Annotated in this window: 16 protein-coding genes; 14 read left to right on the top strand and 2 right to left on the bottom strand. The window is 61.2% G+C overall.

What is annotated here, in order from left to right:
- Positions 1–4 precede the first annotated feature (4 nt).
- Entirely contained in the window at positions 5–1,576 is a 1,572-nt protein-coding gene (locus EP30_RS06480) for a DUF4173 domain-containing protein (RefSeq protein WP_140557135.1), read from the bottom strand.
- Positions 1,577–1,882: 306 nt separating this feature from the next.
- Here EP30_RS06480 and EP30_RS06475 point away from each other — a divergent pair, with 306 nt between their 5' ends.
- The 9 genes from EP30_RS06475 to EP30_RS06435 all read left to right on the top strand — a co-directional run bounded on the left by EP30_RS06475 (position 1,883) and on the right by EP30_RS06435 (position 10,472).
- Complete coding sequence (locus EP30_RS06475; RefSeq protein ID WP_258185401.1) at positions 1,883–2,497, top strand: DUF2975 domain-containing protein; 615 nt, start codon at positions 1,883–1,885, stop codon at positions 2,495–2,497.
- Position 2,498: 1 nt separating this feature from the next.
- On the top strand, positions 2,499–2,705 hold the full coding sequence (locus tag EP30_RS06470; protein WP_094662475.1) for a helix-turn-helix transcriptional regulator: 207 nt from the start codon (positions 2,499–2,501) through the stop codon (positions 2,703–2,705).
- Between the two features lie 200 nt (positions 2,706–2,905).
- Entirely contained in the window at positions 2,906–3,403 is a 498-nt protein-coding gene (gene smpB, locus EP30_RS06465; protein ID WP_094662477.1) for an SsrA-binding protein SmpB, read from the top strand.
- A gap of 149 nt (positions 3,404–3,552) precedes the next feature.
- Positions 3,553–4,467: an ABC transporter substrate-binding protein gene (locus tag EP30_RS06460; RefSeq protein ID WP_140557133.1), complete on the top strand. Its 915-nt coding sequence runs from the start codon at positions 3,553–3,555 to the stop codon at positions 4,465–4,467.
- Positions 4,468–4,635: 168 nt separating this feature from the next.
- Positions 4,636–5,586 (top strand): ABC transporter substrate-binding protein, encoded by a 951-nt coding sequence (locus tag EP30_RS06455; RefSeq protein ID WP_140557130.1) that lies wholly within the window; start codon positions 4,636–4,638, stop codon positions 5,584–5,586.
- Between the two features lie 199 nt (positions 5,587–5,785).
- Complete coding sequence (locus EP30_RS06450) at positions 5,786–6,769, top strand: amino acid ABC transporter permease (protein WP_094662483.1); 984 nt, start codon at positions 5,786–5,788, stop codon at positions 6,767–6,769.
- A gap of 24 nt (positions 6,770–6,793) precedes the next feature.
- Positions 6,794–7,612, top strand: a complete 819-nt coding sequence (locus EP30_RS06445; protein WP_140557127.1) for an amino acid ABC transporter ATP-binding protein — start codon at positions 6,794–6,796, stop codon at positions 7,610–7,612.
- 159 nt (positions 7,613–7,771) lie between these two features.
- Positions 7,772–9,664 (top strand): glutamine--fructose-6-phosphate transaminase (isomerizing), encoded by a 1,893-nt coding sequence (gene glmS / locus EP30_RS06440; RefSeq protein ID WP_140557125.1) that lies wholly within the window; start codon positions 7,772–7,774, stop codon positions 9,662–9,664.
- 58 nt (positions 9,665–9,722) lie between these two features.
- Positions 9,723–10,472 (top strand): pseudouridine synthase, encoded by a 750-nt coding sequence (locus tag EP30_RS06435; protein ID WP_140557204.1) that lies wholly within the window; start codon positions 9,723–9,725, stop codon positions 10,470–10,472.
- A gap of 34 nt (positions 10,473–10,506) precedes the next feature.
- On the opposite strand, the gene EP30_RS06430 is transcribed toward EP30_RS06435, so the two are convergent.
- The gene (locus EP30_RS06430; protein WP_258185400.1) at positions 10,507–11,520 is read right to left on the bottom strand and encodes a LacI family DNA-binding transcriptional regulator; all 1,014 of its coding nucleotides are present in this window, start codon (positions 11,518–11,520) and stop codon (positions 10,507–10,509) included.
- A gap of 500 nt (positions 11,521–12,020) precedes the next feature.
- Here EP30_RS06430 and EP30_RS06425 point away from each other — a divergent pair, with 500 nt between their 5' ends.
- The 5 genes from EP30_RS06425 to gndA all read left to right on the top strand — a co-directional run bounded on the left by EP30_RS06425 (position 12,021) and on the right by gndA (position 19,646).
- Complete coding sequence (locus EP30_RS06425) at positions 12,021–12,941, top strand: carbohydrate ABC transporter permease (protein WP_169713044.1); 921 nt, start codon at positions 12,021–12,023, stop codon at positions 12,939–12,941.
- A complete protein-coding gene (locus EP30_RS06420; RefSeq protein WP_094662489.1) occupies positions 12,938–13,927 on the top strand; it encodes a carbohydrate ABC transporter permease in 990 nt (329 codons plus the stop codon). The genes EP30_RS06425 and EP30_RS06420 overlap by 4 nt, the downstream gene beginning before the upstream one ends.
- Before the next feature lie 46 nt (positions 13,928–13,973).
- Positions 13,974–16,064, top strand: coding sequence for a beta-galactosidase (locus EP30_RS06415; protein WP_140557123.1), 2,091 nt, complete (start codon positions 13,974–13,976; stop codon positions 16,062–16,064).
- 419 nt (positions 16,065–16,483) lie between these two features.
- Positions 16,484–17,827 (top strand): ABC transporter substrate-binding protein, encoded by a 1,344-nt coding sequence (locus tag EP30_RS06410; RefSeq protein WP_094665500.1) that lies wholly within the window; start codon positions 16,484–16,486, stop codon positions 17,825–17,827.
- Positions 17,828–18,191: 364 nt separating this feature from the next.
- Positions 18,192–19,646, top strand: coding sequence for an NADP-dependent phosphogluconate dehydrogenase (gene gndA, locus EP30_RS06405; protein ID WP_094665506.1), 1,455 nt, complete (start codon positions 18,192–18,194; stop codon positions 19,644–19,646).
- Positions 19,647–20,204: the final 558 nt, after the last annotated feature.

The following is a 20,204-nucleotide window of genomic DNA, read 5'->3' as shown; positions in this document are numbered from 1 at the left end:
ACGCTTACTGCAACGGCAGGGCGGTGATGAAGCCGTGGGCGAGGTTGTAACGCTGGATCAGGGCGGCGGGATCGGCGTATCCGAGCGCGATGTACCAGAGGACGAACAGGATACAGCAGACCGTGATCAGCGGAATGCGCGAGAACCGCATCTTCGCCAAGCAGAGCACAAGCACCACGGCCAGCAGGGCGATGAACGACATGGCCGTGAATCGCAGCCAGGTCAGCCCATACGCGCCGATGTACAGGCCGAGTCGGGTGGCCGCCGATGCCAGCAGCACTGCGGTCGCGGCGATCAGACCGATCAGCATGACGATGAGTGCGCGGCGCTGTGTACCATGACCTGACTGCGCGGCATGCGTTTCGCCGCCGTTGCGCACGTAGGTGAGCACCAGTCCGAATGCTGCCAGATTCACCGCGGCGACGAACAGCAACTGGAAGAAGCCGCTGCGCGCGTATTCCGCGTATGTGAGCCCGTCGGGCAGACCGGCCCCGGCGAACAGGAACGTGAACTGCACCGAGCAGAACACTGCGTATACGATCAGTGCCGCACCCAGTACGATCATGGTGATCGTGGGATCCAGTGCGAGTCGGACGTTGAATGAGTAGAGAGCGCGCAAGTCGTTGGAGGAGTCGGCTGTGTCACTTGATCCGGTCGACTTCGTCGAATTCGTGCGTACTGACGTATCGCGGCTATCCTGCGGAACGAGGTTGACAAGCAGCGAGTAGAGGAACGGAATCGGCACCAGTATGATCGTGCTGTGGAACAGGATGGCGTTGACGTCGAAATCGTGGAACACACTCGACAACCCGTAGGCGAATACCATGTCCGCGCTCGCCAGCAACGCCAGCAGCACACCGATCATCGGCACGCAGATCAGTATGGCGATGCCGATCTTACGCAGTACGGGACGTTTGCCGTGGGCGGCCGCGGTATTGATTGCCTTGGCAAGGGCCATGCCGAACGTGTCGAGTCGATTGAATGGCTGAATGATCCATCCGGTCAGCCAGCGCAGGGCGAGACCGAACGGATGCGAGGGGGAGAACAGCCCGCCGACCAGCTGGGCGTGCAGCATGAGCAGTGAGGGAACGGCGATCGTGAGTGTGAGGAGCTGGTATTCGTTGTTGCCGAGGAAGGGGAAATCGTCGGTGGAGGCGATGTCAAAACCGAGCATGGGATTGGCGATGACGCTGCCGTCCTCCGTCGGACCGTTGGCCGCGCGAATGCTGTGTTCGGCGACGATCATCCAGATGACGAGCAGGGTGATGGCCGCTGTCGTGAACCATGCGTAGGGGTTGCGTTTCGCCGTATGCCAGTGCAGCGCGGTGACAACGACGAGACATACAAACCAGAAGATGGCGAGCGCGACGGTCATGTGGGGGAACGTGTCGTGGAAGTCGGGTGTGTAGAGGGAGAGGAATGTGGCGACGACGATGCGGTCGAAGAGCACGGCGATGAGTGCGGTGACGGCGAGCAGGAGCAGCGGATGCCGGGGGAGTGTGGCGGTGTCTGGCTGCAATGGTTGATCGTTGGGTTTCCTTATGTGTTCGGTGCTGGATTGCGGTGTGGCGGTCATGAAGTGTCCTTGGTAATGAGCGTGGCGGCTGAGGTTTCCGCCAATGATGTCGGTTATTTGCGGTGGGCGTGATCGGGTGAATTGCCGGTCGCTGTCCGGTACCGGAATCCGTCGAGGTTGGCTTGTATCTGATTCCAACCCTCACAATAGATATCGAAAAACGATAGATGTCAATCGAATTTCGATTCTTCACGAGATTTGCATATCGAAATACGATAGGTTATTATCGTTTTGCGATTACGGTACGTCGTTATCGAATCGTCGAATCATTGTCGATTTTTCGTTGAATCGAGAAAGAGGTGGGCAATGGGCTCCCATGGTTCCGCATCCGGGGGTGATGGCGTTCACGCCGTCGTCGATTCATCGCCGTCGAATCAGTCGAATCGTCCGTCGCGGTCGAACCGTTCGGGTGTGATCATCGCCGTGTTGAAGACGATGATCGTGCTGCTGGAGTTGATCTGCCTTTGGGGGCAGTTTGTGGTCGTGGTCGTGTCCGGCGATATCGTGGCGACTTATCCGGAACTGGCGTCCGCGCGCTGGCCGTATGCGATCGCCGGCGTGCTTGGCGTCGCCTGTTTCGAGATCGCACTGATCCCGCTGTGGCAGCTGCTGACGCTGGTCAAACACCATGATGTTTTTTCCGGCAAGGCAGTATCGCGTACCGACGCCATCATCGGCTGTGCGCTCGCCGAAGCCGTTCTCGTCATGTTCGTACTGCTATACGGATCGCTGGCGCATTCGGAATACTATGATCCGGCACAGGGCATATCCATCGACGTGGCGATGGGTGCGGCGGCCATGAGTCTGGCGTGCATAGTGGCGTTGCTGCTGCTCGCCGCGTTCGTGCTGTTGCTCATCGTCATGCGATCCCTGCTCAAGGACGCCATCGCCCAGCGCGACGAACTCGCGGAGGTGATCTGACATGGCCATTCGCGTGAATCTCGACGTCATGCTCGCCAAACGCAGGATGGGTGTGAACGAACTCGCCGAGCGCATCGGCATCACGCCGGTCAACGTGTCGGTGCTGAAGAACGGCCGTGCCAAGGCCATCCGTTTCTCCACGCTCGACGAGATCTGTCGGGTTCTTGACTGCCAGCCGGGCGACGTGCTCGAATACGTCGAGGACTGAATCAACCTGAATCGTGGGTCGGTCTTTCCGCCCCGTGAGTATGATGGAAACATTGCAGACGAACGCGGTGGCACACGGATATGCGCCACGCGATGTGATGATGATTCCGATGTGATCATTCGGGGAGCAAGACCGGAGGAGTGGTCCGGCGACTACCGATCGGCGGATGTGCCGACGACAAGAGGAAAGAGACGACACCTATGGCGAAAAACGACGTCACGGCGAAGGAACAGGGGCTCAAGCCCATCGCGGTGAACCGCAAGGCGCGGCATGACTATGCGATCGAGGACAAATACGAGGCGGGCATCGTGCTGTCCGGCACCGAGGTCAAGTCACTGCGCGAAGGCCGCGCGTCGCTGGCCGAGGCGTTTGTGTCGATCGACCGACGCGGCGAGATCTGGCTGGAAAACGCCAACATTCCCGAATATCTCAACGGCACGTGGACGAATCACGCCCCCAAGCGCAAGCGCAAACTGCTGCTGCACGCCCAGCAGATCGCCAAGCTCGCCCGACAGATCGAAGCCAAGGGCTACACGATCGTGCCGATCAGCCTGTACTTCAAGAACGGCCGTGTGAAAGTGGAGATCGCGCTGGCCAAGGGCAAGCGTGAATACGACAAGCGTCAGGCGCTGCGCGAGGAGCAGGACAAGCGCGAGGCACAGCGTGCCATGCGACTGCGCAATCTGCGTCACGGCTGATCGAACGGTCATGCGGTCATGGGTTGCCGATCGTGGCCGCCTGTGATCACGGTCGTCCTGCCCCTCCATATTTCCGTTTGCATCGCGCAACCATAACCATGCCCGACCATAACCATCCCCAACATACGTCCGGACATAAGATGAACCCTATGAGAAGACTGAAGAACGCGATCATCATAACGCTGGCCGTCCTGATGATCATGCCCCTTGCCGCATGTGGCACCACGGATGCCACCGGCTCTGATCCCGACATCGCTCGCAGCTACGACGTGAGCGGAATCCAGAAGGATGACGCCATCGCCGCCATGCTTCCCGCATCCGTGACCGATGACGGCAAATTCACGATCGGCACGAACGTCACGTATGCGCCCGCCGAGTTCCTCGCCGCCGACGGCAAGACGCCCGTCGGGTACGAGGTCGACCTCAGCAAGGCGCTGGCACGGATCTTCGGACTGGATCTCGACATCCAGAATTCCATGTTCGATACGATCATTCCCGCCGTCGGCAGCAAATACGACGTGGGCATCTCCGGCTTCACCGTGAACAAGGAGCGCATCGAGGCCGTCGACTTCGTCACATACGCACAGGCCGGCCTCACCTTCGCCGCGCGCAAGGGCAACCCCACCCACGTCAACGTGAACGATCTGTGCGGTACACGCGTGTCCGTGCAGGTGGGCGTGGTGGCCGAAACCGAGATGTACAAGATGCAGGACCAGTGTCAGGCCAAGGGTGAAAAACGCATCGAGATCCTGCCGTATCGCAACCAGACCGACGTGACGACCGCGCTGATCGCCGGACGAGTGGACCTGATGTACGCCGACACCCCGGTCACCGGCTACGCGGTGGCGCAGACCGACGACCGACTGCAGGTGATCGGCGAAAACGAGGGCGTGCTGCCGATGGGCGTGGCCATCAAGAAGGGTGATGACGCGACCGTCAAGGCGGTCAAGGCCGCGCTCGACAAGCTCAAGGAGACCGGCGACTACGAAGGCATCATGAAGGCCTGGGGCGTGGAGAACGTCATGGTCGACAAATTCGAGGTGAACCCGGACGTGGAGGGCTGAGCCGGCAGGTGACTGTTGATCGGTGGTCGGTGATCGGTGGGGCGCGGCACGGTGTACGGCCGGTAAATTTGGTTGGGTGTCCATAAAAATTTGGTTGGTAACCTATTCGTGACATAGCAAACCTAGGTTCGGATCTTGGATTTGTTGACATCGTGAGAGGAAGAAACCATGTCAGTCCAGACTCGATTCAAGGCCATCGCCGCGGCCGCGCTCGCCGCCGTCACGCTGTTCTCCGTGGCCGCATGCGGCACGTCGGATACCGCCGATTCCGGCAGCGGCAGCTCCAGCGGCTCGGGCAGCTCGTCCGCCACCAAGGGCTACGACGTGAGCGGCATTCAGAAGGACGATGAGATCGCCGCCATGCTGCCCGATTCGATCAAGTCCGACGGTGTGCTCAAGGTCGGCACCGACACCTCCTACGCCCCGGCCGAGTTCCTGGCTGAGGACGGCAAGACGCCGGTCGGCTTCGACGTGGACCTCACCAAGGCCCTGGCCAAGGTGTTCGGACTCAAGGCCGAGAACACCACCGCCACCTTCGACTCCATCATCCCGTCCGTCGGCACCAAGTACGATCTGGGCATCTCCTCGTTCACCGTCACCAAGGAACGCCTTGAGGCCGTCGACTTCGTCACCTACTTCAAGGCCGGCTCCACCTTCGTGGTGAAGAAAGGCAACCCGGAGAAGATCGACTCCTCCGACCTGTGCGGCAAGAAGGTGGCCGTGCAGACCGGCACCACGCAGGAGGAGGAGATCAACGCCGACAACGACGCGTGCAAGTCGGCCGGCAAGTCCGAGATCACCATCCAGTCGTCCAAGCTGCAGACCGATGTGACCACCGCCGTGGCCACCGGCAAGGCCGACATCTTCTACGCCGACTCCCCGGTCGCCGGCTACGCGATCGAGCAGACCGGTGACACGCTGCAGGCCCTCGGCGAGGACGTTGGCGTGACCCCCGAGGCCGTGGCCATCAAGAAGGGCGACACCGACACCGCCAAGGCCGTGCAGGCCGCCATGCAGAAGCTCATGGACGACGGCACCTACAAGAAGATCCTTGACACGTGGGGCGTCTCCTCCGGAGCCATCGACAAGGCGGAGATCAACCCGACGGTGGAGTCCTGACCGATTCCGAATCGATGATATCGATTCCGAAAACTCCGTGGTGAAACACGGATGACGGAAACGTAGGTTAGACTCACTTCCCATATGTGTTGACTACCGGTCACCCGTGGATTCCCGAACTTCGCAGTGTTCAACGAGGCTCGGAAATCCACGGGTGACCATAGTCGTTTTCCCGAGAAAAGAGAGAAAGCCGAAACCAATGGCATCCAAGAAGAACGAGTCCGACGGACTCAATATTCCGAACAGGATCAACGCGCTTCCGGTCAAGCGCATCGGACCCGTGGTGGCCGGCGTGATCGTGGCGCTGCTCGCGGCCATGCTGGTCTACGGCATGATCGTCAACCCGAACTTTGAATGGCCCGTCGTCTGGAAGTACCTGTTCAACGAGAACGTGCTCGCCGGTATCGGCTGGACGCTGTGGATCACCGTGCTGTCCATGGTCATCGCCATCGTGCTGGCCGTGGTGCTCGCGATCATGCGCAAATCCATCAACCCCGTGCTGCGAGGCGTGAGCTGGTTCTTCATCTGGTTCTTCCGAGGCACCCCTGTGTACACCCAGCTGGTGTTCTGGGGTCTGATCTCCGTGCTGGTGCCGAAGCTGGGACTGGGCATTCCGTTCACCTCCGTCACGTTCTGGTCCGTGGACACGCAGGACGTGATCACCGCGTTCCGTGCCGCCGTGATCGGTCTGGCGCTCAACGAGGCCGCCTACCTGTCCGAGATCGTGCGTGCCGGACTCGAGGCCGTCGACCCCGGTCAGACCGAGGCTGCCGAAGCGCTCGGCATGCGTCGGTCGCTCATCATGCGTCGCGTGATCCTGCCGCAGGCCATGCGCATCATCATCCCGCCCACCGGCAACGAGACCATCGGCATGCTCAAGACCACATCCCTGGTGCTCGCCGTGCCGTTCACCCTTGATCTGCAGTTCGCCACGAACGCCATCGCCAACCGTATCTACAAGCCGATCCCGCTGCTGATCGTGGCCTGCTTCTGGTACCTGCTGATCACCTCCATCCTCATGATCATCCAGTCCCGACTCGAAAAGCACTTCGGCAAGGGCTTCGAGGCTCGCCCGATCGGTACCAAGGGCAAGCAGCCGCCGCTGCCCGGCAAGACCGATGGCGAACCCAAGGACGACATCCAGAAGCAGAACCAGGCCACCATGGTGGGGCTGAACGCCTAGGCGACAGTGAGGGGAGATACTGACATGAAGAACACTGCGAACAGCAACGACTACGTCGCCGCACGAACCGGCGTGGTCCCGGCCGTGCAGGCCAAGGGCGTGCACAAGGCTTTCGGATCCCTGCACGTGCTCAAGGGCATCGATCTGACCGTGATGCCGGGCACCGTGACCGTGATCCTCGGTCCGTCCGGCTCCGGCAAGTCAACCTTCCTGCGTCTGATCAACCAGCTGGAGACACTCACCGGTGGCGAGATCGACGTCGACGGCGAGATGATCGGCTACAAGTGGGTGGACAAGAACGGCCAGCGTGTGCTGCAGACGCTTGATGACAAGCAGATCGCCGCGCAGCGCGCCAAGCTCGGCATGGTGTTCCAGCGCTTCAACCTGTTCCCGCACATGACCGCGCTCGAGAACGTGATGGAGGCGCCCGTGCATGTGGCGCACAAGTCCAAGTCCGAAGCCCGCCAGGAGGCCATCAAGGAACTGGAACGCGTGGGCATGGGCGAGCGTCTTGACTACTATCCGATGCAGCTGTCCGGTGGTCAGCAGCAGCGTGTGGCCATCGCCCGTGCGCTCGCCATGCACCCCGACATCATGCTGTTCGACGAACCGACGTCCGCGCTTGATCCCGAACTCGTGGGCGAGGTGCTCAACGTGATGCGCTCGCTCGCTCAGGGCGGCATGACCATGATCTGCGTGACGCACGAGATCGGATTCGCCCGCGAGGTTGCCGATCAGATCGTGTTCATGGACGGCGGCGTGGTCGTGGAGAAGGGTGGTCCGGAGATCATCGACAACCCCACCGAACCGAGGTTCAAGGACTTCCTCAACCACGTGCTGTGAGGCGCGCTGGGGGACGTGCTGGAATCCGCACGGCCCTGATGCCTTCTGATGCTGTCTGCCATCTTGGCCGGTCCCATATCCATACGGCCTGTATAGGTTCGGCCAAGGTGGCGTTTTGCTTGGAGCGTTCGCAACATGGACCCCGTACACTGGTGTTCCATGTGTGGAATCGTTGGATATGCAGGAAACATCTCAACCGCGTGCGGCAAGCCTCTTGAGGTCTGCCTTCAGGGTCTGCAGCGCCTTGAATACCGCGGATACGACTCGGCCGGTGTGGCGCTGACGGCACCCGGCATGGATCACGTGGAGGTCCGCAAGAAGGCGGGGCGCCTCTCCAATCTCATCGACGACATCAAACGCAAGCCGATGCCGGCCGCGACCGTGGGCATCGGTCACACCCGCTGGGCCACGAACGGTGTGCCAAGCGATGTGAACGCGCACCCGCATACGAGCCGTGACGGCAAGGTCGCCATCATTCACAACGGCATCATCGAAAACGCCTCCCAGCTTCGCCTCGACCTGCAGGCCGAAGGCTACCGCTTCTCCTCCAGCACCGACACCGAAGTGGCCGCCAAGCTGCTCGGCAAGATCGTCGACAAGATCATCGAGGACGAAGGCAAGCCGGACCTGTTCAAGGCCATTCGTCGTCTGGCCCGCATGCTCAAGGGCGCGTTCACGATCCTCGCCACCGATTGCCGTCAGCCCGATATCGTGGTCGGCGCCCGTCATGACTCCCCGCTGGTTGTCGGACTCGGCGACGGCGAGAACTTCCTCGGCTCCGACGTGGCCGCGTTCGTCGCCTATACCAAGCGCGCCATGGAGATCGATCAGGATCAGGCCGTGTGCGTGTCCGCCGACAAGGTGACCGTCACCGACTTCATGGGCAACGTCGTGGAGAACCCCAAGACGTACACCGTGGACTGGGATGCGTCCGCCGCCGAAAAGGGCGGTTGGGATTCGTTCATGGACAAGGAGATCCACGAGGACCCCGCCGCCGTGCAGCGCACCCTGCTGGGCCGTCTCGACAAGAACGGCGACCTTAACCTCGATGAGGTGCGCATCGAGGAGCATGATTTCAAGGCTATCGACAAGATCATCGTGATCGCATGCGGCACCGCCAGCTACGCGGGCATGGTGGCCAAGTACGCGATCGAACACTGGGTGCGCATCCCCGTGGAGGTGGAGCTGGCGCACGAGTTCCGCTACCGCGACCCGATCCTCACGCCGCGTACGCTTGTCGTGGCGATCTCGCAGTCCGGTGAGACCATGGATACGCTCATGGCGCTGCGCCACGCACGCGAGCAGGGCAGCAAGGTGCTGGCCATCTGCAACACGCAGGGCGCCTCCATCCCGCGCGAATCCGACGCCGTGCTGTACACGCATGCCGGTCCGGAGGTGGCCGTGGCATCGACCAAGGCGTTCGTGGCGCAGATCACCGCCGCCTACGTGCTGGGCCTGTATCTGGCGCAGATCAAGGGCGCGATGTTCCGCGACGAGATCCAGCAGACGCTCGACTCGCTCAAGGACATGCCGCGCAAGATCCAGTGGGTGCTCGACACGCAGTCCAGCGCGATCCAGAAGGCCGCCGAGCAGATGGTGAACGCCAATTCCTTCCTGTTCCTTGGCCGTCATGTCGGCTACCCGGTGGCCATGGAGGGCGCGCTCAAGCTCAAGGAGATCGCCTACACGTTTACCGAGGGATTCGCGGCCGGTGAGCTCAAGCACGGTCCGATCGCCCTGGTGGACGAGGGTGAGCCCGTGGTGTTCATCGTGCCGCCGGAGCGTGGTCGCAACGTGCTGCACGCCAAGGTGATCTCCGGTATTGAAGAGGTGAAGGCCCGCGGCGCGTTCATCATCGCCGTGGCCGAGGAAGGCGATCCGGACGTGGAGAACTACGCGGACGTGGTGTTCTGGCGTCCCAAGTGCCCCACGCTCATGAGCCCGCTCGTTGACGTGGTACCGCTGCAGCTGTTCGCCATGGACATGGCCAAGCTGAAGAACTACGACGTGGACAAGCCGCGTAATCTCGCCAAGTCCGTCACCGTGGAGTAACGGGGCGTTGACGGCGAACCCCGGCAAGTCCGCCAGACCAGCCAAACCGCATCGGTGGGTGGTCGACGAGCACGATATTCCGTTCGACTTCACCGTGCTGTATGAGGACGAGCGGATCATCGTGATCGACAAACCGCACTTCCTGCCCACCACGCCACGCGGCATGTGGTACCGGTCCACGGCGCTGATCCGACTGCGCGAGCAGTATGGAGAACCGCAGATCACGCCGGCCCATCGCCTTGATCGCGATACGGCCGGCGTGGTCGTGTTCGTACGTGATCCCGCCGCTCGCGGACGATACCAGATGCTGTTCCAGGAGCATCGCACGGTGAAGGCCTACGAATGCGTGGCACCGTCCCAGCCGATCATGCGGCCGCGATTCGGCACGATCGAACGTCTGGAGCCGCCGCGCACGTTCCCATTGCGTCGGCGTTCGCGCATCGTCAAGGATCGGGGGATCCTGCAGGCGTACGAGGAACCGGGCGTGGCGAACGCGGAAACCGTGATCGAGCTCGGGGATGTGTCGAATGCGTCGAATGCGGCGGCGGACGAAACGGCGCATCGGACGCAGACGCCTATGCGTGCCTATACCCTGCATCCGCGTACCGGCAAAACGCATCAGCTGCGCGTGCACATGAATTCACTGGGGCTGCCGATTCTGGGCGATCCCATGTATCCGAGGATCGTTGATCGTGCATACGATGATTTCTCGAATCCACTGCAGCTGGTGGCTCGTACGCTCGAATTCAGTGATCCGTATACGGGGGAGCCGTGTCGTTTCATCTCCCGCGTGCCGCTGGCCTGGTGATCGAGCGTGACCTGGTGATCGAACACGGTGTCGTTCAGTGCAGTGTGGCGACGGAATCGCGTTCGATCAGCGTGCCGGGGACCAGTAAATGTGTGATGTCGTTGCGTCGGCCTTCGATCATGTCCAGCGTCTGTTCGAACGCCATGCGCCCCACCTTGGAGAAGTGCAGTCGCACTGTGGTGAGGTTGAGCCGAGGTACCACGCTTTTGAGCGAGTCGTCCACGCCGATCACGCTGATGTCCTCCGGCACGCGTTTGCCGGCCGCGCGCACGCCCAGCATCACGCCGTTGGCCATGTTGTCGTTGGCCGCGTACACGGCAGTGCATCCGGGAGTGGCCGCCAGCTGCAGTCCGGCGTCGTAGCCGCTTTCCGCCTGCCAGTCGCCGCGGATCACCCGCGGGGGAGTGATGCCGTGCGCCTCCAGGGTTTCACGCCACCCGCGTTCGCGGCTGCCGTTGGCGATGGAATCCTCCGGGCCGGACACGTAATACACGTTGCGGTGGCCGTGATCGAGGAAATAGTCCACGATCGTCTGGGAGCAGCCGTACTGGTCGGAATCGATCGTGGAGCAGGTGGCCGAATCGGCGGTGGTGATCAGCGTGACGTCGATGGTGGGCGGTGGCGTGAACGTATCGAAGTCCAGCGGCTTGTGTTCCAGAATCACGATGATCGCGTCGACAGGCATGTCCTTCATCTTGCGCACGGCACTGGCGAGCGTCGGCTTGTCGTCCCAGTTCATCATGCCGATCGTGACGGCATATCCACGGTCGGACGCCGCGTTGGTGATGCCCTCGAGCGCGCGAAGATTGCCGGTTGATTCCAGATTGAACATGATCACGCCGATGGCGTTGAACCGGCCGCGCTTCAGTGCCCGTGCGGCGAAATTGGGACGGTAGCCGAGTTCCTTCATGGCGGCGAGTACTTTGTCGAGGGTGTCGGGCTTCACGGCGTCGCTGCCGTTCGATACCCGCGATACGGTCTGCGCGGAGACGCCGGCCAGTTTGGCCACGTCTGCCATGGAGACGATGCGTGCGGAGGATTTACTCATGGTGAACTCCTCGGTGATGAGTGGCGATGATTGCGTTCACATCGTTGTGCGGATTGGGATTATACCGGTATTCGGCAGGATGATCCGCTGATGCGACGGATTGCAATACCTGTCATGGTAACGCATGGTGCGCGATTCGGTCGAATGTGTGCGGGGTGTTGCGTTGCGGCGAGCACCTATGGCGGGCATGGCACTGTCCGGTGTTTTGTAGTGGCGGGGTGCGCCGTTGGCGTTGCTGAACGTTGCGGTGGATGGCCAACGTGGAACCGGTGATGCGCGTGGCCGAGATCGCGGAATGGGGCGATGCTCGGAGCGGCCGGTACGTGATGCGATTTGCGTGTTTGCGTTATCTGATGCATAATGGTTGCGCAAACATTGTTGACGGCGATGACGCACGCAGACGTGCCACGGCATCGCCGAAGTCAGCGACGACATCGAACATCATTCATACCGACAACCAAACGCAGGTCAACAACCTCAGCGAAGAGGAGGCAGTTGTTGTGAGTACACCCACCACATCGGGCGCGACGGCCAAGGCCGTGCCCGTAAACAAGCACAAGGCGGATTGGCGCGGCTGGAAGTTCATGTGGCCGTTCGCCCTCGTCTTCGTGTTCGTGTTCATCATCCCGATCTTCTACGCCATCTACATCAGCTTCTTCCAGAAGAAGATGGTCGGCGGCAACCAGTTCGTCGGGGTCGCCAACTACGTCCGGCTGTTCCATGACGAACAGTTCTGGTCCGCGGTCTGGCGCGTGACGCTGTTCACCATCTTCCAGGTGCCGGTCATGCTGATCCTCGCCGCACTGCTGGCTCTGGCCATCGACTCGATGAAACTGCATGGCACCAAGTTCTTCCGCATCTCCACGTTCCTGCCATACGCCGTGCCCGCCGTGGTCTCCACGCTGATCTGGGGCTTCATCTACGGATCGAAATACGGTCTGGTCGGCTCGCTCAACGATCTGCTCGGCACCAATATCGACATGCTCAACCCGAATGTGATCCTCGCGTCCATCGCCAACATCAACACTTGGGAATTCACCGGTTACAACATGCTGATCTTCTACAGCTCTCTGTCCACCATCCCGCACTCGCTGTATGAGGCGGCCGCCATCGACGGCGCGTCCGAATGGCAGATCGTCAAGCGCATCAAGCTTCCCGAGCTCAAGGGCAGCCTCGCCATCACCGTGATCTTCTCCATCATCGGATCGTTCCAGCTGTTCAACGAGCCCTCCGTCTTGGAATCCATGGTGCCTGGCAATTCCATCCCCACCTACTTCACCCCGAATATGTACGCCTACAACCTGAGCTTCTCCGGAGGCCAGTCCAACTATGCCGCCGCACTCGCCATCGTCATGGCCGTCATCACCATGGCCATCGCCTACGCCGTGCAGCTCAAGAGCATGAAGGAGCAGATGAAGTGAGCGCCGCAACCGCAACCCCCGCAAGCATCAAGGAGCAGGAGCGCGAAGCCCGTCGCGCCGAAAAGATCCGCCAGAAGCGCATCGCCAAGGACGAAGCCGCCGAGCGCAAGCGCGCGGCCCACTCCGGATTCTCCAACCCGGCCAATCCGCGTCGCAGTCTGCTGCTGACCGTGGTCACCGCCATCTTCGCGGTCTACTGCCTGTTCCCGCTGGCCTATCTGCTCATCAACGCCACCAAGACGCAGTCCGACTTCACCTCCACCTTCGGTCTTGGATTCGGCAACGAATTCGCGTTGTGGGACAACATCGTCACCGTGTTCACCTACAACGACGGCATCTTCGGCCGCTGGTTCCTCAACACCATCTTCTACGTGGTGGTGGGTGCCGGCGGAGCCACGCTGCTCGCCATCATGGGCGGCTATGCGCTCGCCAAGTTCCGCTTCCCCGGTCGCAAGGCCGTGTTCGCGGTCATCATCGGCTCGATCTCCGTGCCGGGCATCGCGCTCGCAGTGCCGCAGTTCCTGCTCTTCGCCAAGCTGGGCCTGACCGATACCCCCTGGGCCATGATCATCCCCTCGCTCATCAGCCCGTTCGGCCTCTACCTCATGTGGATCTTCTCCGAGCAGGCGGTGCCCACCGAACTGCTCGAGGCGGCCCGCATGGATGGCGCCAGCGAATTCCGCACCTTCTTCCAGGTGTCGCTGCCGCTGCTTGCCCCCGGCATCGTTACCACCGCACTGTTCACCATCGTGGCCACGTGGAACAACTACTTCCTGCCGTTGATCATGCTCAAGGATCAGGACTGGTACCCGCTGACCATCGGTCTGAACCAATGGAAGGATCAGGCCACCACCGCCGGCGGCCAGGCCATCCAGAATCTGGTGATCACCGGATCGCTGATCACCATCATCCCGCTCGTCATCGCATTCCTCATGCTGCAGCGCTACTGGCAGGCAGGTCTGGCCGCCGGCGCCGTCAAGGAATAACCGAACGACGGACACGTATCGACAGACGCAAAGAAAGGAATCCGCAATGACGCGCAGATCATTCCGCTGGCCGCAGCCACTCGCGGGCGACAAGCCCCGCATCTGGTACGGCGGCGACTACAACCCCGACCAATGGCCGGAGGAGGTGTGGGACAACGACATCCGCCTGATGGTCAAGGCCCACGTCAACTTTGTCTCTCTCGGCATCTTCTCCTGGGCCAACATCGAACCCGAGGAAGGCGTATGGAACTTCGACTGGCTTGACCGCATCATCGACAAACTCGGCAAGGCGGGCATCGCCGTCGATCTGGCATCCGCCACCGCATCGCCGCCGCCGTGGCTCACCTCCGCGCATCCGGAAGTGCTGTGGAAGGACTATCGCGGCGACACCTGCTGGCCCGGTGCCCGACAGCACTGGCGTCCAACCTCGCCGGTCTTCCGCGACTACGCGCTCAAGCTGTGTCGCGCCATGGCCGAGCATTACAAGGACAACCCCTATGTGGTGGCCTGGCATGTGGGCAACGAATACGGATGCCACAATCGATTCGACTATTCCGACGACGCCATGCGCGCCTTCCAGGAATGGTGTCGAGAACGCTACGGTACGATCGACGCCGTGAACGACGCGTGGGGTGCGAACTTCTGGTCGCAGCGCATGACCGACTTCAGTCAGATCATCCCGCCGCGATTCATCGGCGACGGTAACTTCATGAACCCTGGCAAGCTGCTCGACTTCAAGCGGTTCTCGTCCGACGCGCTCAAGGCGTTCTACGAGGCCGAACGCGACGCGCTCGCCGAGATCACGCCCGACATGCCATTGACCACGAACTTCATGGTCAGCGCATCGAATTCGGTGATGAACTACGACGACTGGGGTGACGTGGTGGACTTCGTGTCCAACGACCACTACTTCACTCCCGGCGAGGCGCATCTTGACGAGATGGCGTACGCGGCGTCGCTCACCGACGGCGTCGCGCGCAAGAACCCGTGGTGGCTGATGGAGAACTCCACGTCCGCGGTGAATTGGCGTCCGATCAACTATCGCAAGGAACCCGGGCAGATGATTCGCGACGCCATGGTCCACGTGGCCATGGGCGCCGACGCGGTCGGATTCTTCCAGTGGCGTCAGTCGCGCGCCGGCGCGGAAAAGTTCCATTCCTCGATGGTGCCGCTGGCCGGCGAGGATTCGCAGGTGTTCCGTGACGTGTGCACGCTGGGCCGTGATCTTGACGCCCTCGCCGACGCCGGTCTGCTGGGGTCCCGTGTGGAGCGGGCCAAGGTGGCTGTGGTGTTCGACTATGAGTCGCAGTGGGCCACCGAGCACACCGCGACCCCGACGCAGCAGGTGCGTCACTGGACCGAGCCGCTCGACTGGTTCCGTGCGCTGCTCGACGTGGGGGTGACCGCTGATGTGGTTCCCGTACGCGGTGAATGGGATGCCTACGACGTGGTGGTGCTGCCGAGCGTGTATCTGCTGAGTGAAGCCGATTCGCAGCGTCTGCGCGACTACGTGCAGGGTGGCGGCAAGGTGATCGTGACCTATGCCACGGGCATCTCCGACGAGCGTGATCACATCTGGCTCGGCGGATTCCCCGGATCGATCCGCGATGTCGTGGGCGTGCGCGTGGAAGAGTTCGCCCCGCTGGGCGACGACTTCCCCGGTACGAAGAACGAGGTGTCATTGTCGAACGGCACCACGGCACATGACTGGATCGACGTGATCACGTCGGTGGCCGACGGTGCGGACGTGATCGCCACATATGACGACGATCCGTGGAGCGGATTGGACGGTGTGCCGGCGATCGTGGCCAATCGGTTCGGCGAGGGGCGTTCCGTGTATGTGGGATGCCGACTCGGTCGGGACGGTCTGGCGGCGTCGTTGCCGGAGGTGCTCGATGCGCTTGGCGTGGCTGATTCCGATTCTGGTTCCGGTGATGCCAAGGTGCTGCGTGTGGTGCGCGAGGGTGCCGACGGCACGCGGTTCGCGTTCCTGTTCAACCGCACCCGCGGCAAGGTCACCGTGCCTGTGGACGGAGAACCGCTGCTGACGTCGATGGCCTCCGTCGTCGGTGATGGTGACGCGGTCGAGATCACGCCCAACGGATTCGTGGTGACACGGTCGGTTTGTGCTGACTGATCAGAGGATTGCGGTTTCGGCCGTCACCGGATGGCGGCCGAAACTTCGGTGGATAACCACCATAGGCATGATCTGGATTGATTACGCAAACACGCCAGAAACAGCAAGGTTTTGCAAACCGCAGAACCTGTGTATAATCAAAAATGTTAACGCAAGCATAAACGATCGATGATGATATATGCCGGACGTCATATCGAGGTCATGGACATCAACGGCATGATGTTCGTGACGTCGTTACGACTTCCCCTCCACATAAATCTCTGCAACGGAACCACTCCTTCGGACGCGGACACTTTTCCGTGATCGAAAGGACCATCTCCACTGATCGTCGATCATCGTAATGGACTTGTGCAACGACAAAGGAAGTTATGGAAGCTGGCATTCGGAGACTTCGAACGCCAGGGAAACAAGGAGGAACGATGAAGTTCACTGCACTCAAGAAGGCGATCGCCGTCACCGGCGCCATCGCCATGCTGGGCTCGATGGCCGCATGCGGATCGTCCAACGCATCCGATAGCGGCTCGGATTCCAATGGCACGACGGAGATTACCGTCTGGGCATGGGAGCCCACGCTGAAGAATGTCGTGAAGAAGTTCGAGGAGAAGAACCCGAACATCAAGGTGGACCTGCAGAACGTGGGCACCAACGCCAAGGAGTACACGCAGCTCGACAACGCCATCCAGGCGGGCAAGGGTGCTCCGGACGTGGCGCAGATCGAGTACTACGCCATTCCGCAGTACGCGATCAGTGACCAGCTGGCCGACATCACCTCCAAGACCTCCGGCTACGACAGCTTCTACACGCCCGGCACTTGGGCCTCCGTGCAGTGGAACAAGAAGGTGTACGGCCTGCCGATGGACTCCGGCCCGATGGCGCTGTTCTACAACAAGGAAGTGTTCGACAAGGCCGGTGTGACCCAGGTCCCCACCACATGGGACGAATACTATGAGGCCGCCAAGAAGATCCGTGCCACCGGCTCCTACATCACCTCCGACTCCGGCGACGCAGGCTTCTACGACTCCATGGTCTGGCTCGCCGGCGGTCAGCCGTTCAAGACCTCCGCGGACGGCAAGACCGTGACCATCGATCTCACCGGAGACTCCGGTGCCAAGAGCTTCACCGAGTTCTGGCAGAAGATGATCGATGAGGACCTGATCGACACCAAGACCGTCGGCTGGTCCGAGGATTGGAACAAGGCCCTCGGTGACGGCTCCATCGCCTCGCTGATGACCGGTGCGTGGATGCCCGCCACGCTGGTCAACTCCGCCTCCGAAGCCACCGGTAAGTGGCGTGTGGCCCAGATGCCGACCCAGGACGGCAAGGCCACCAACTCCGAGAACGGCGGTTCCTCGCTGGCGATTCTGTCCTCTTCCAAGAAGCAGGATGCGGCCTACAAGTTCATCGAGTTCGCCAACCATGACGCCGAGGGCATCAAGACCCGTGTCGAAGGTGGCGCCTTCCCGGCCGATCTGGACACCATGAAGAGCGACAGCTTCCTCAACGCTACCACCGTGAAGAACTCCGACGGTGAGGACGTGGACTACTTCGGTGGTCAGAAGTACAACGAGGAGCTGGCCAAGGCCGCTGAGAACGTCTCCACCGACTACCAGTTCCTGCCCTTCGAGGTGCACGCCCGCGACATCTACGGCGACAACGCTGGCAAGGCGTTCACCGACAAGAACACCTCGCTCTCCGATGGTGTGAAGGCGTGGCAGGACAAGCTCGTCGAATTCGGCAAGACCCAGGGCTTCACGGTCAAGTGAGCGGCTCTGGACTATCGGTCGAAGTCGATTGTCTGAATCGTCCGTGTGGATGATGTGATCCGTTGATCTGACAATCCGAATCCCTCCGTCACGGCGAAACGATGCCCGTCGATACGGTCCGCGATATGCGGAACGCGTCGACGGGCATCGGCGTATGCGGGACGAATGGGGTGTGGCGGCGCGGGGGATCGGGGTGTATAGGGAGCATTGGCGTCCACCAGATGACACTGCGTGAATTCAAAAGGTACTACTATTCGCGACAATGGTATACTTCTAACCGCGGGGAAAACCGTGCTCATGGGCGGAACCGTGGCGACGATCACGGAACGAAACGTGCCGCCCGCTGTTCTATCGAAAGGCAATGATGAGCGAAGCACAAGCCAATATCGGTGTTGTCGGTCTTGCGGCGATGGGAGCGAGCCTGGCTCGTAACCTGGCGCACAAGGGCAACACGGTAGCCGTATACAACCGTCATTACTCGCGTACCGAAACCCTGATCAACGAACATGGCGACGAGGGCAAGTTCGTTCCCGCCAAGACGCTTGAGGAGTTCGTCGCGTCTCTCACCAAGCCGCGCACCGCCATCATCATGGTCAAGGCCGGCGAGCCCACCGACGACATGATCAACCAGCTGGCCGACCTCATGGAGCCCGGCGACATCATCGTGGACTGCGGCAACGCCTACTACAAGGACACCATGCGTCGTGAGAAGGCCATCCGCGCTCGCGGTCTGCACTTCGTCGGCTGCGGCGTGTCCGGCGGTGAGGAAGGCGCGCTCAAGGGCCCGTCCATGATGCCCGGCGGCACCGTGGAGTCCTGGAAGACCCTCGGCCCGATTCTGGAGAGCATCTCCGCCAAGGCGGAAGGCGAACCGTGCGTCACGCACATCGGTTCCGACGGTGCCGGTCACTTCGTCAAGATGGTGCACAACGGCATCGAGTACTCCGACATGCAGCTGATCGCCGAAAGCTACGACCTGATGCGTCGCGGCCTGGGCATGGAGCCCGCCGAGATCGGCGACCTGTTCGAGGAGTGGAACAAGACCGAGCTCAACTCCTACCTGATCGAGATCACCGCCGAAGTGCTCCACCACGTGGACAAGAAGACCGGCAAGCCGTTCATCGACGTGGTGCTCGACCACGCCGGCATGAAGGGCACCGGCACCTGGACCGTGCAGACCGCCCTGTCGCTGGGCGTGCCGGTGACCGGTATCGCCGAGGCCGTGTTCGCCCGTGGCCTGTCGTCGCAGACCGAGCTGCGCGAGGAGGCCGCCAAGCAGGGTCTCGAAGGCCCGTCCGAAGTGGTGCCGATGCCGCTCGAGGAGCGTCAGGCGTTCATCAACGACATTCGCGAGGCGCTGTACGCGTCCAAGATCGTGGCCTACGCGCAGGGCTTCAACGAGATCTCCGAGGCCGCCAAGGAATACGGCTGGGACATCGATCTGGCTGCCGTGGCCCGCATCTGGCGTGGCGGCTGCATCATTCGCGCCCAGTTCCTCAACCGCATCTCCGAGGCGTTCGAGTCCGGCGAGGCCAACGTGTCGCTGCTGTTCGCCCCGTACTTCAAGGACGCGGTGGAGACCGTGCAGCGTTCGTGGCGTCGCGTGATCTCCCGCGCCATCAGCTTCGGCATCCCGATGCCGGTGTTCTCCAGCTCGCTGGCCTACTACGACGGTCTGCGCTCCAAGCGTCTGCCCGCCGCCCTGATCCAGGGTCAGCGCGACCTCTTCGGCGCCCACACCTACCAGCGCGTTGATGAGCCCGGTGTCTTCCACACGCTGTGGACCGAGCCCGGCCAGGAGGAGATCAAGCAGGCCTGATTGCCGCTTGGCTGACTCGCTGACTCGGGAAATCGCAGGAGAATTCCGGAGTCAGGAAAACCGCGACCTTCCATGTAAGGGAGGCCGCGGTTTTTGTCTGTGAAGATTGACTGGGTTTGGGTTGGATTGGTTTGGGTTGGTTTGGGTTGAGACTGAATGGGTTTGGTTTGGTTTGGTTTGGTTCGGATTGGTTTGGGATGTTTGAATTAGGGGGCTGTATGTGATTGGGCCAGAATGGATCGATTGGCCGAACTGAAATGACCGGATTGATTGTTGGGCGGAAACGGTTCAATCCAAAAGAGGTTGGGACGGTCTGAAAGGGTTAGGATTCCCCATTCTGATACGAAAACCGAATCCAAATATCCAGAGACAGACCTCAGTAATGATGTCCAAGACAGGCTCTGGGTATTTCCGTACTTCAAAAACCGGCTCTGGGTATTTCCGTATCATGAGGACACGTTTTGAAGGTCCCTCGTGAACCGGAAATGCCCAGAGCCGGTTACATGTACAGGTTTGACCCAGAGTTATCGTCCTGATTTACCCAGGCCTATGTCCTGA

The sequence above is a fragment of the Bifidobacterium sp. UTCIF-39 genome, assembly GCF_006408715.1.
GTDB classification, from domain to species: domain Bacteria; phylum Actinomycetota; class Actinomycetes; order Actinomycetales; family Bifidobacteriaceae; genus Galliscardovia; species Galliscardovia tissieri.
The sequence above is the reverse complement of the archived record's forward strand: the minus strand, read 5'-3'. Positions and strand labels throughout refer to the sequence as shown.

What these genes read in the sequence shown, in the direction of transcription:
- smpB (WP_094662477.1), top strand. Translation starts at nt 2,906, where the DNA reads ATGGCGAAAAACGACGTCACGGCGAAGGAACAGGGGCTCAAGCCCATC.
- EP30_RS06445 (WP_140557127.1), top strand. Translation starts at nt 6,794, where the DNA reads ATGAAGAACACTGCGAACAGCAACGACTACGTCGCCGCACGAACCGGC.
- gndA (WP_094665506.1), top strand. Translation starts at nt 18,192, where the DNA reads ATGAGCGAAGCACAAGCCAATATCGGTGTTGTCGGTCTTGCGGCGATG.
- EP30_RS06430 (WP_258185400.1), bottom strand. Translation starts at nt 11,520, where the DNA reads ATGAGTAAATCCTCCGCACGCATCGTCTCCATGGCAGACGTGGCCAAA.
- EP30_RS06455 (WP_140557130.1), top strand. Translation starts at nt 4,636, where the DNA reads ATGTCAGTCCAGACTCGATTCAAGGCCATCGCCGCGGCCGCGCTCGCC.
- EP30_RS06460 (WP_140557133.1), top strand. Translation starts at nt 3,553, where the DNA reads ATGAGAAGACTGAAGAACGCGATCATCATAACGCTGGCCGTCCTGATG.
- EP30_RS06480 (WP_140557135.1), bottom strand. Translation starts at nt 1,576, where the DNA reads ATGACCGCCACACCGCAATCCAGCACCGAACACATAAGGAAACCCAAC.
- EP30_RS06410 (WP_094665500.1), top strand. Translation starts at nt 16,484, where the DNA reads ATGAAGTTCACTGCACTCAAGAAGGCGATCGCCGTCACCGGCGCCATC.
- EP30_RS06475 (WP_258185401.1), top strand. Translation starts at nt 1,883, where the DNA reads ATGGGCTCCCATGGTTCCGCATCCGGGGGTGATGGCGTTCACGCCGTC.
- EP30_RS06415 (WP_140557123.1), top strand. Translation starts at nt 13,974, where the DNA reads ATGACGCGCAGATCATTCCGCTGGCCGCAGCCACTCGCGGGCGACAAG.
- EP30_RS06470 (WP_094662475.1), top strand. Translation starts at nt 2,499, where the DNA reads ATGGCCATTCGCGTGAATCTCGACGTCATGCTCGCCAAACGCAGGATG.
- glmS (WP_140557125.1), top strand. Translation starts at nt 7,772, where the DNA reads ATGTGTGGAATCGTTGGATATGCAGGAAACATCTCAACCGCGTGCGGC.
- EP30_RS06450 (WP_094662483.1), top strand. Translation starts at nt 5,786, where the DNA reads ATGGCATCCAAGAAGAACGAGTCCGACGGACTCAATATTCCGAACAGG.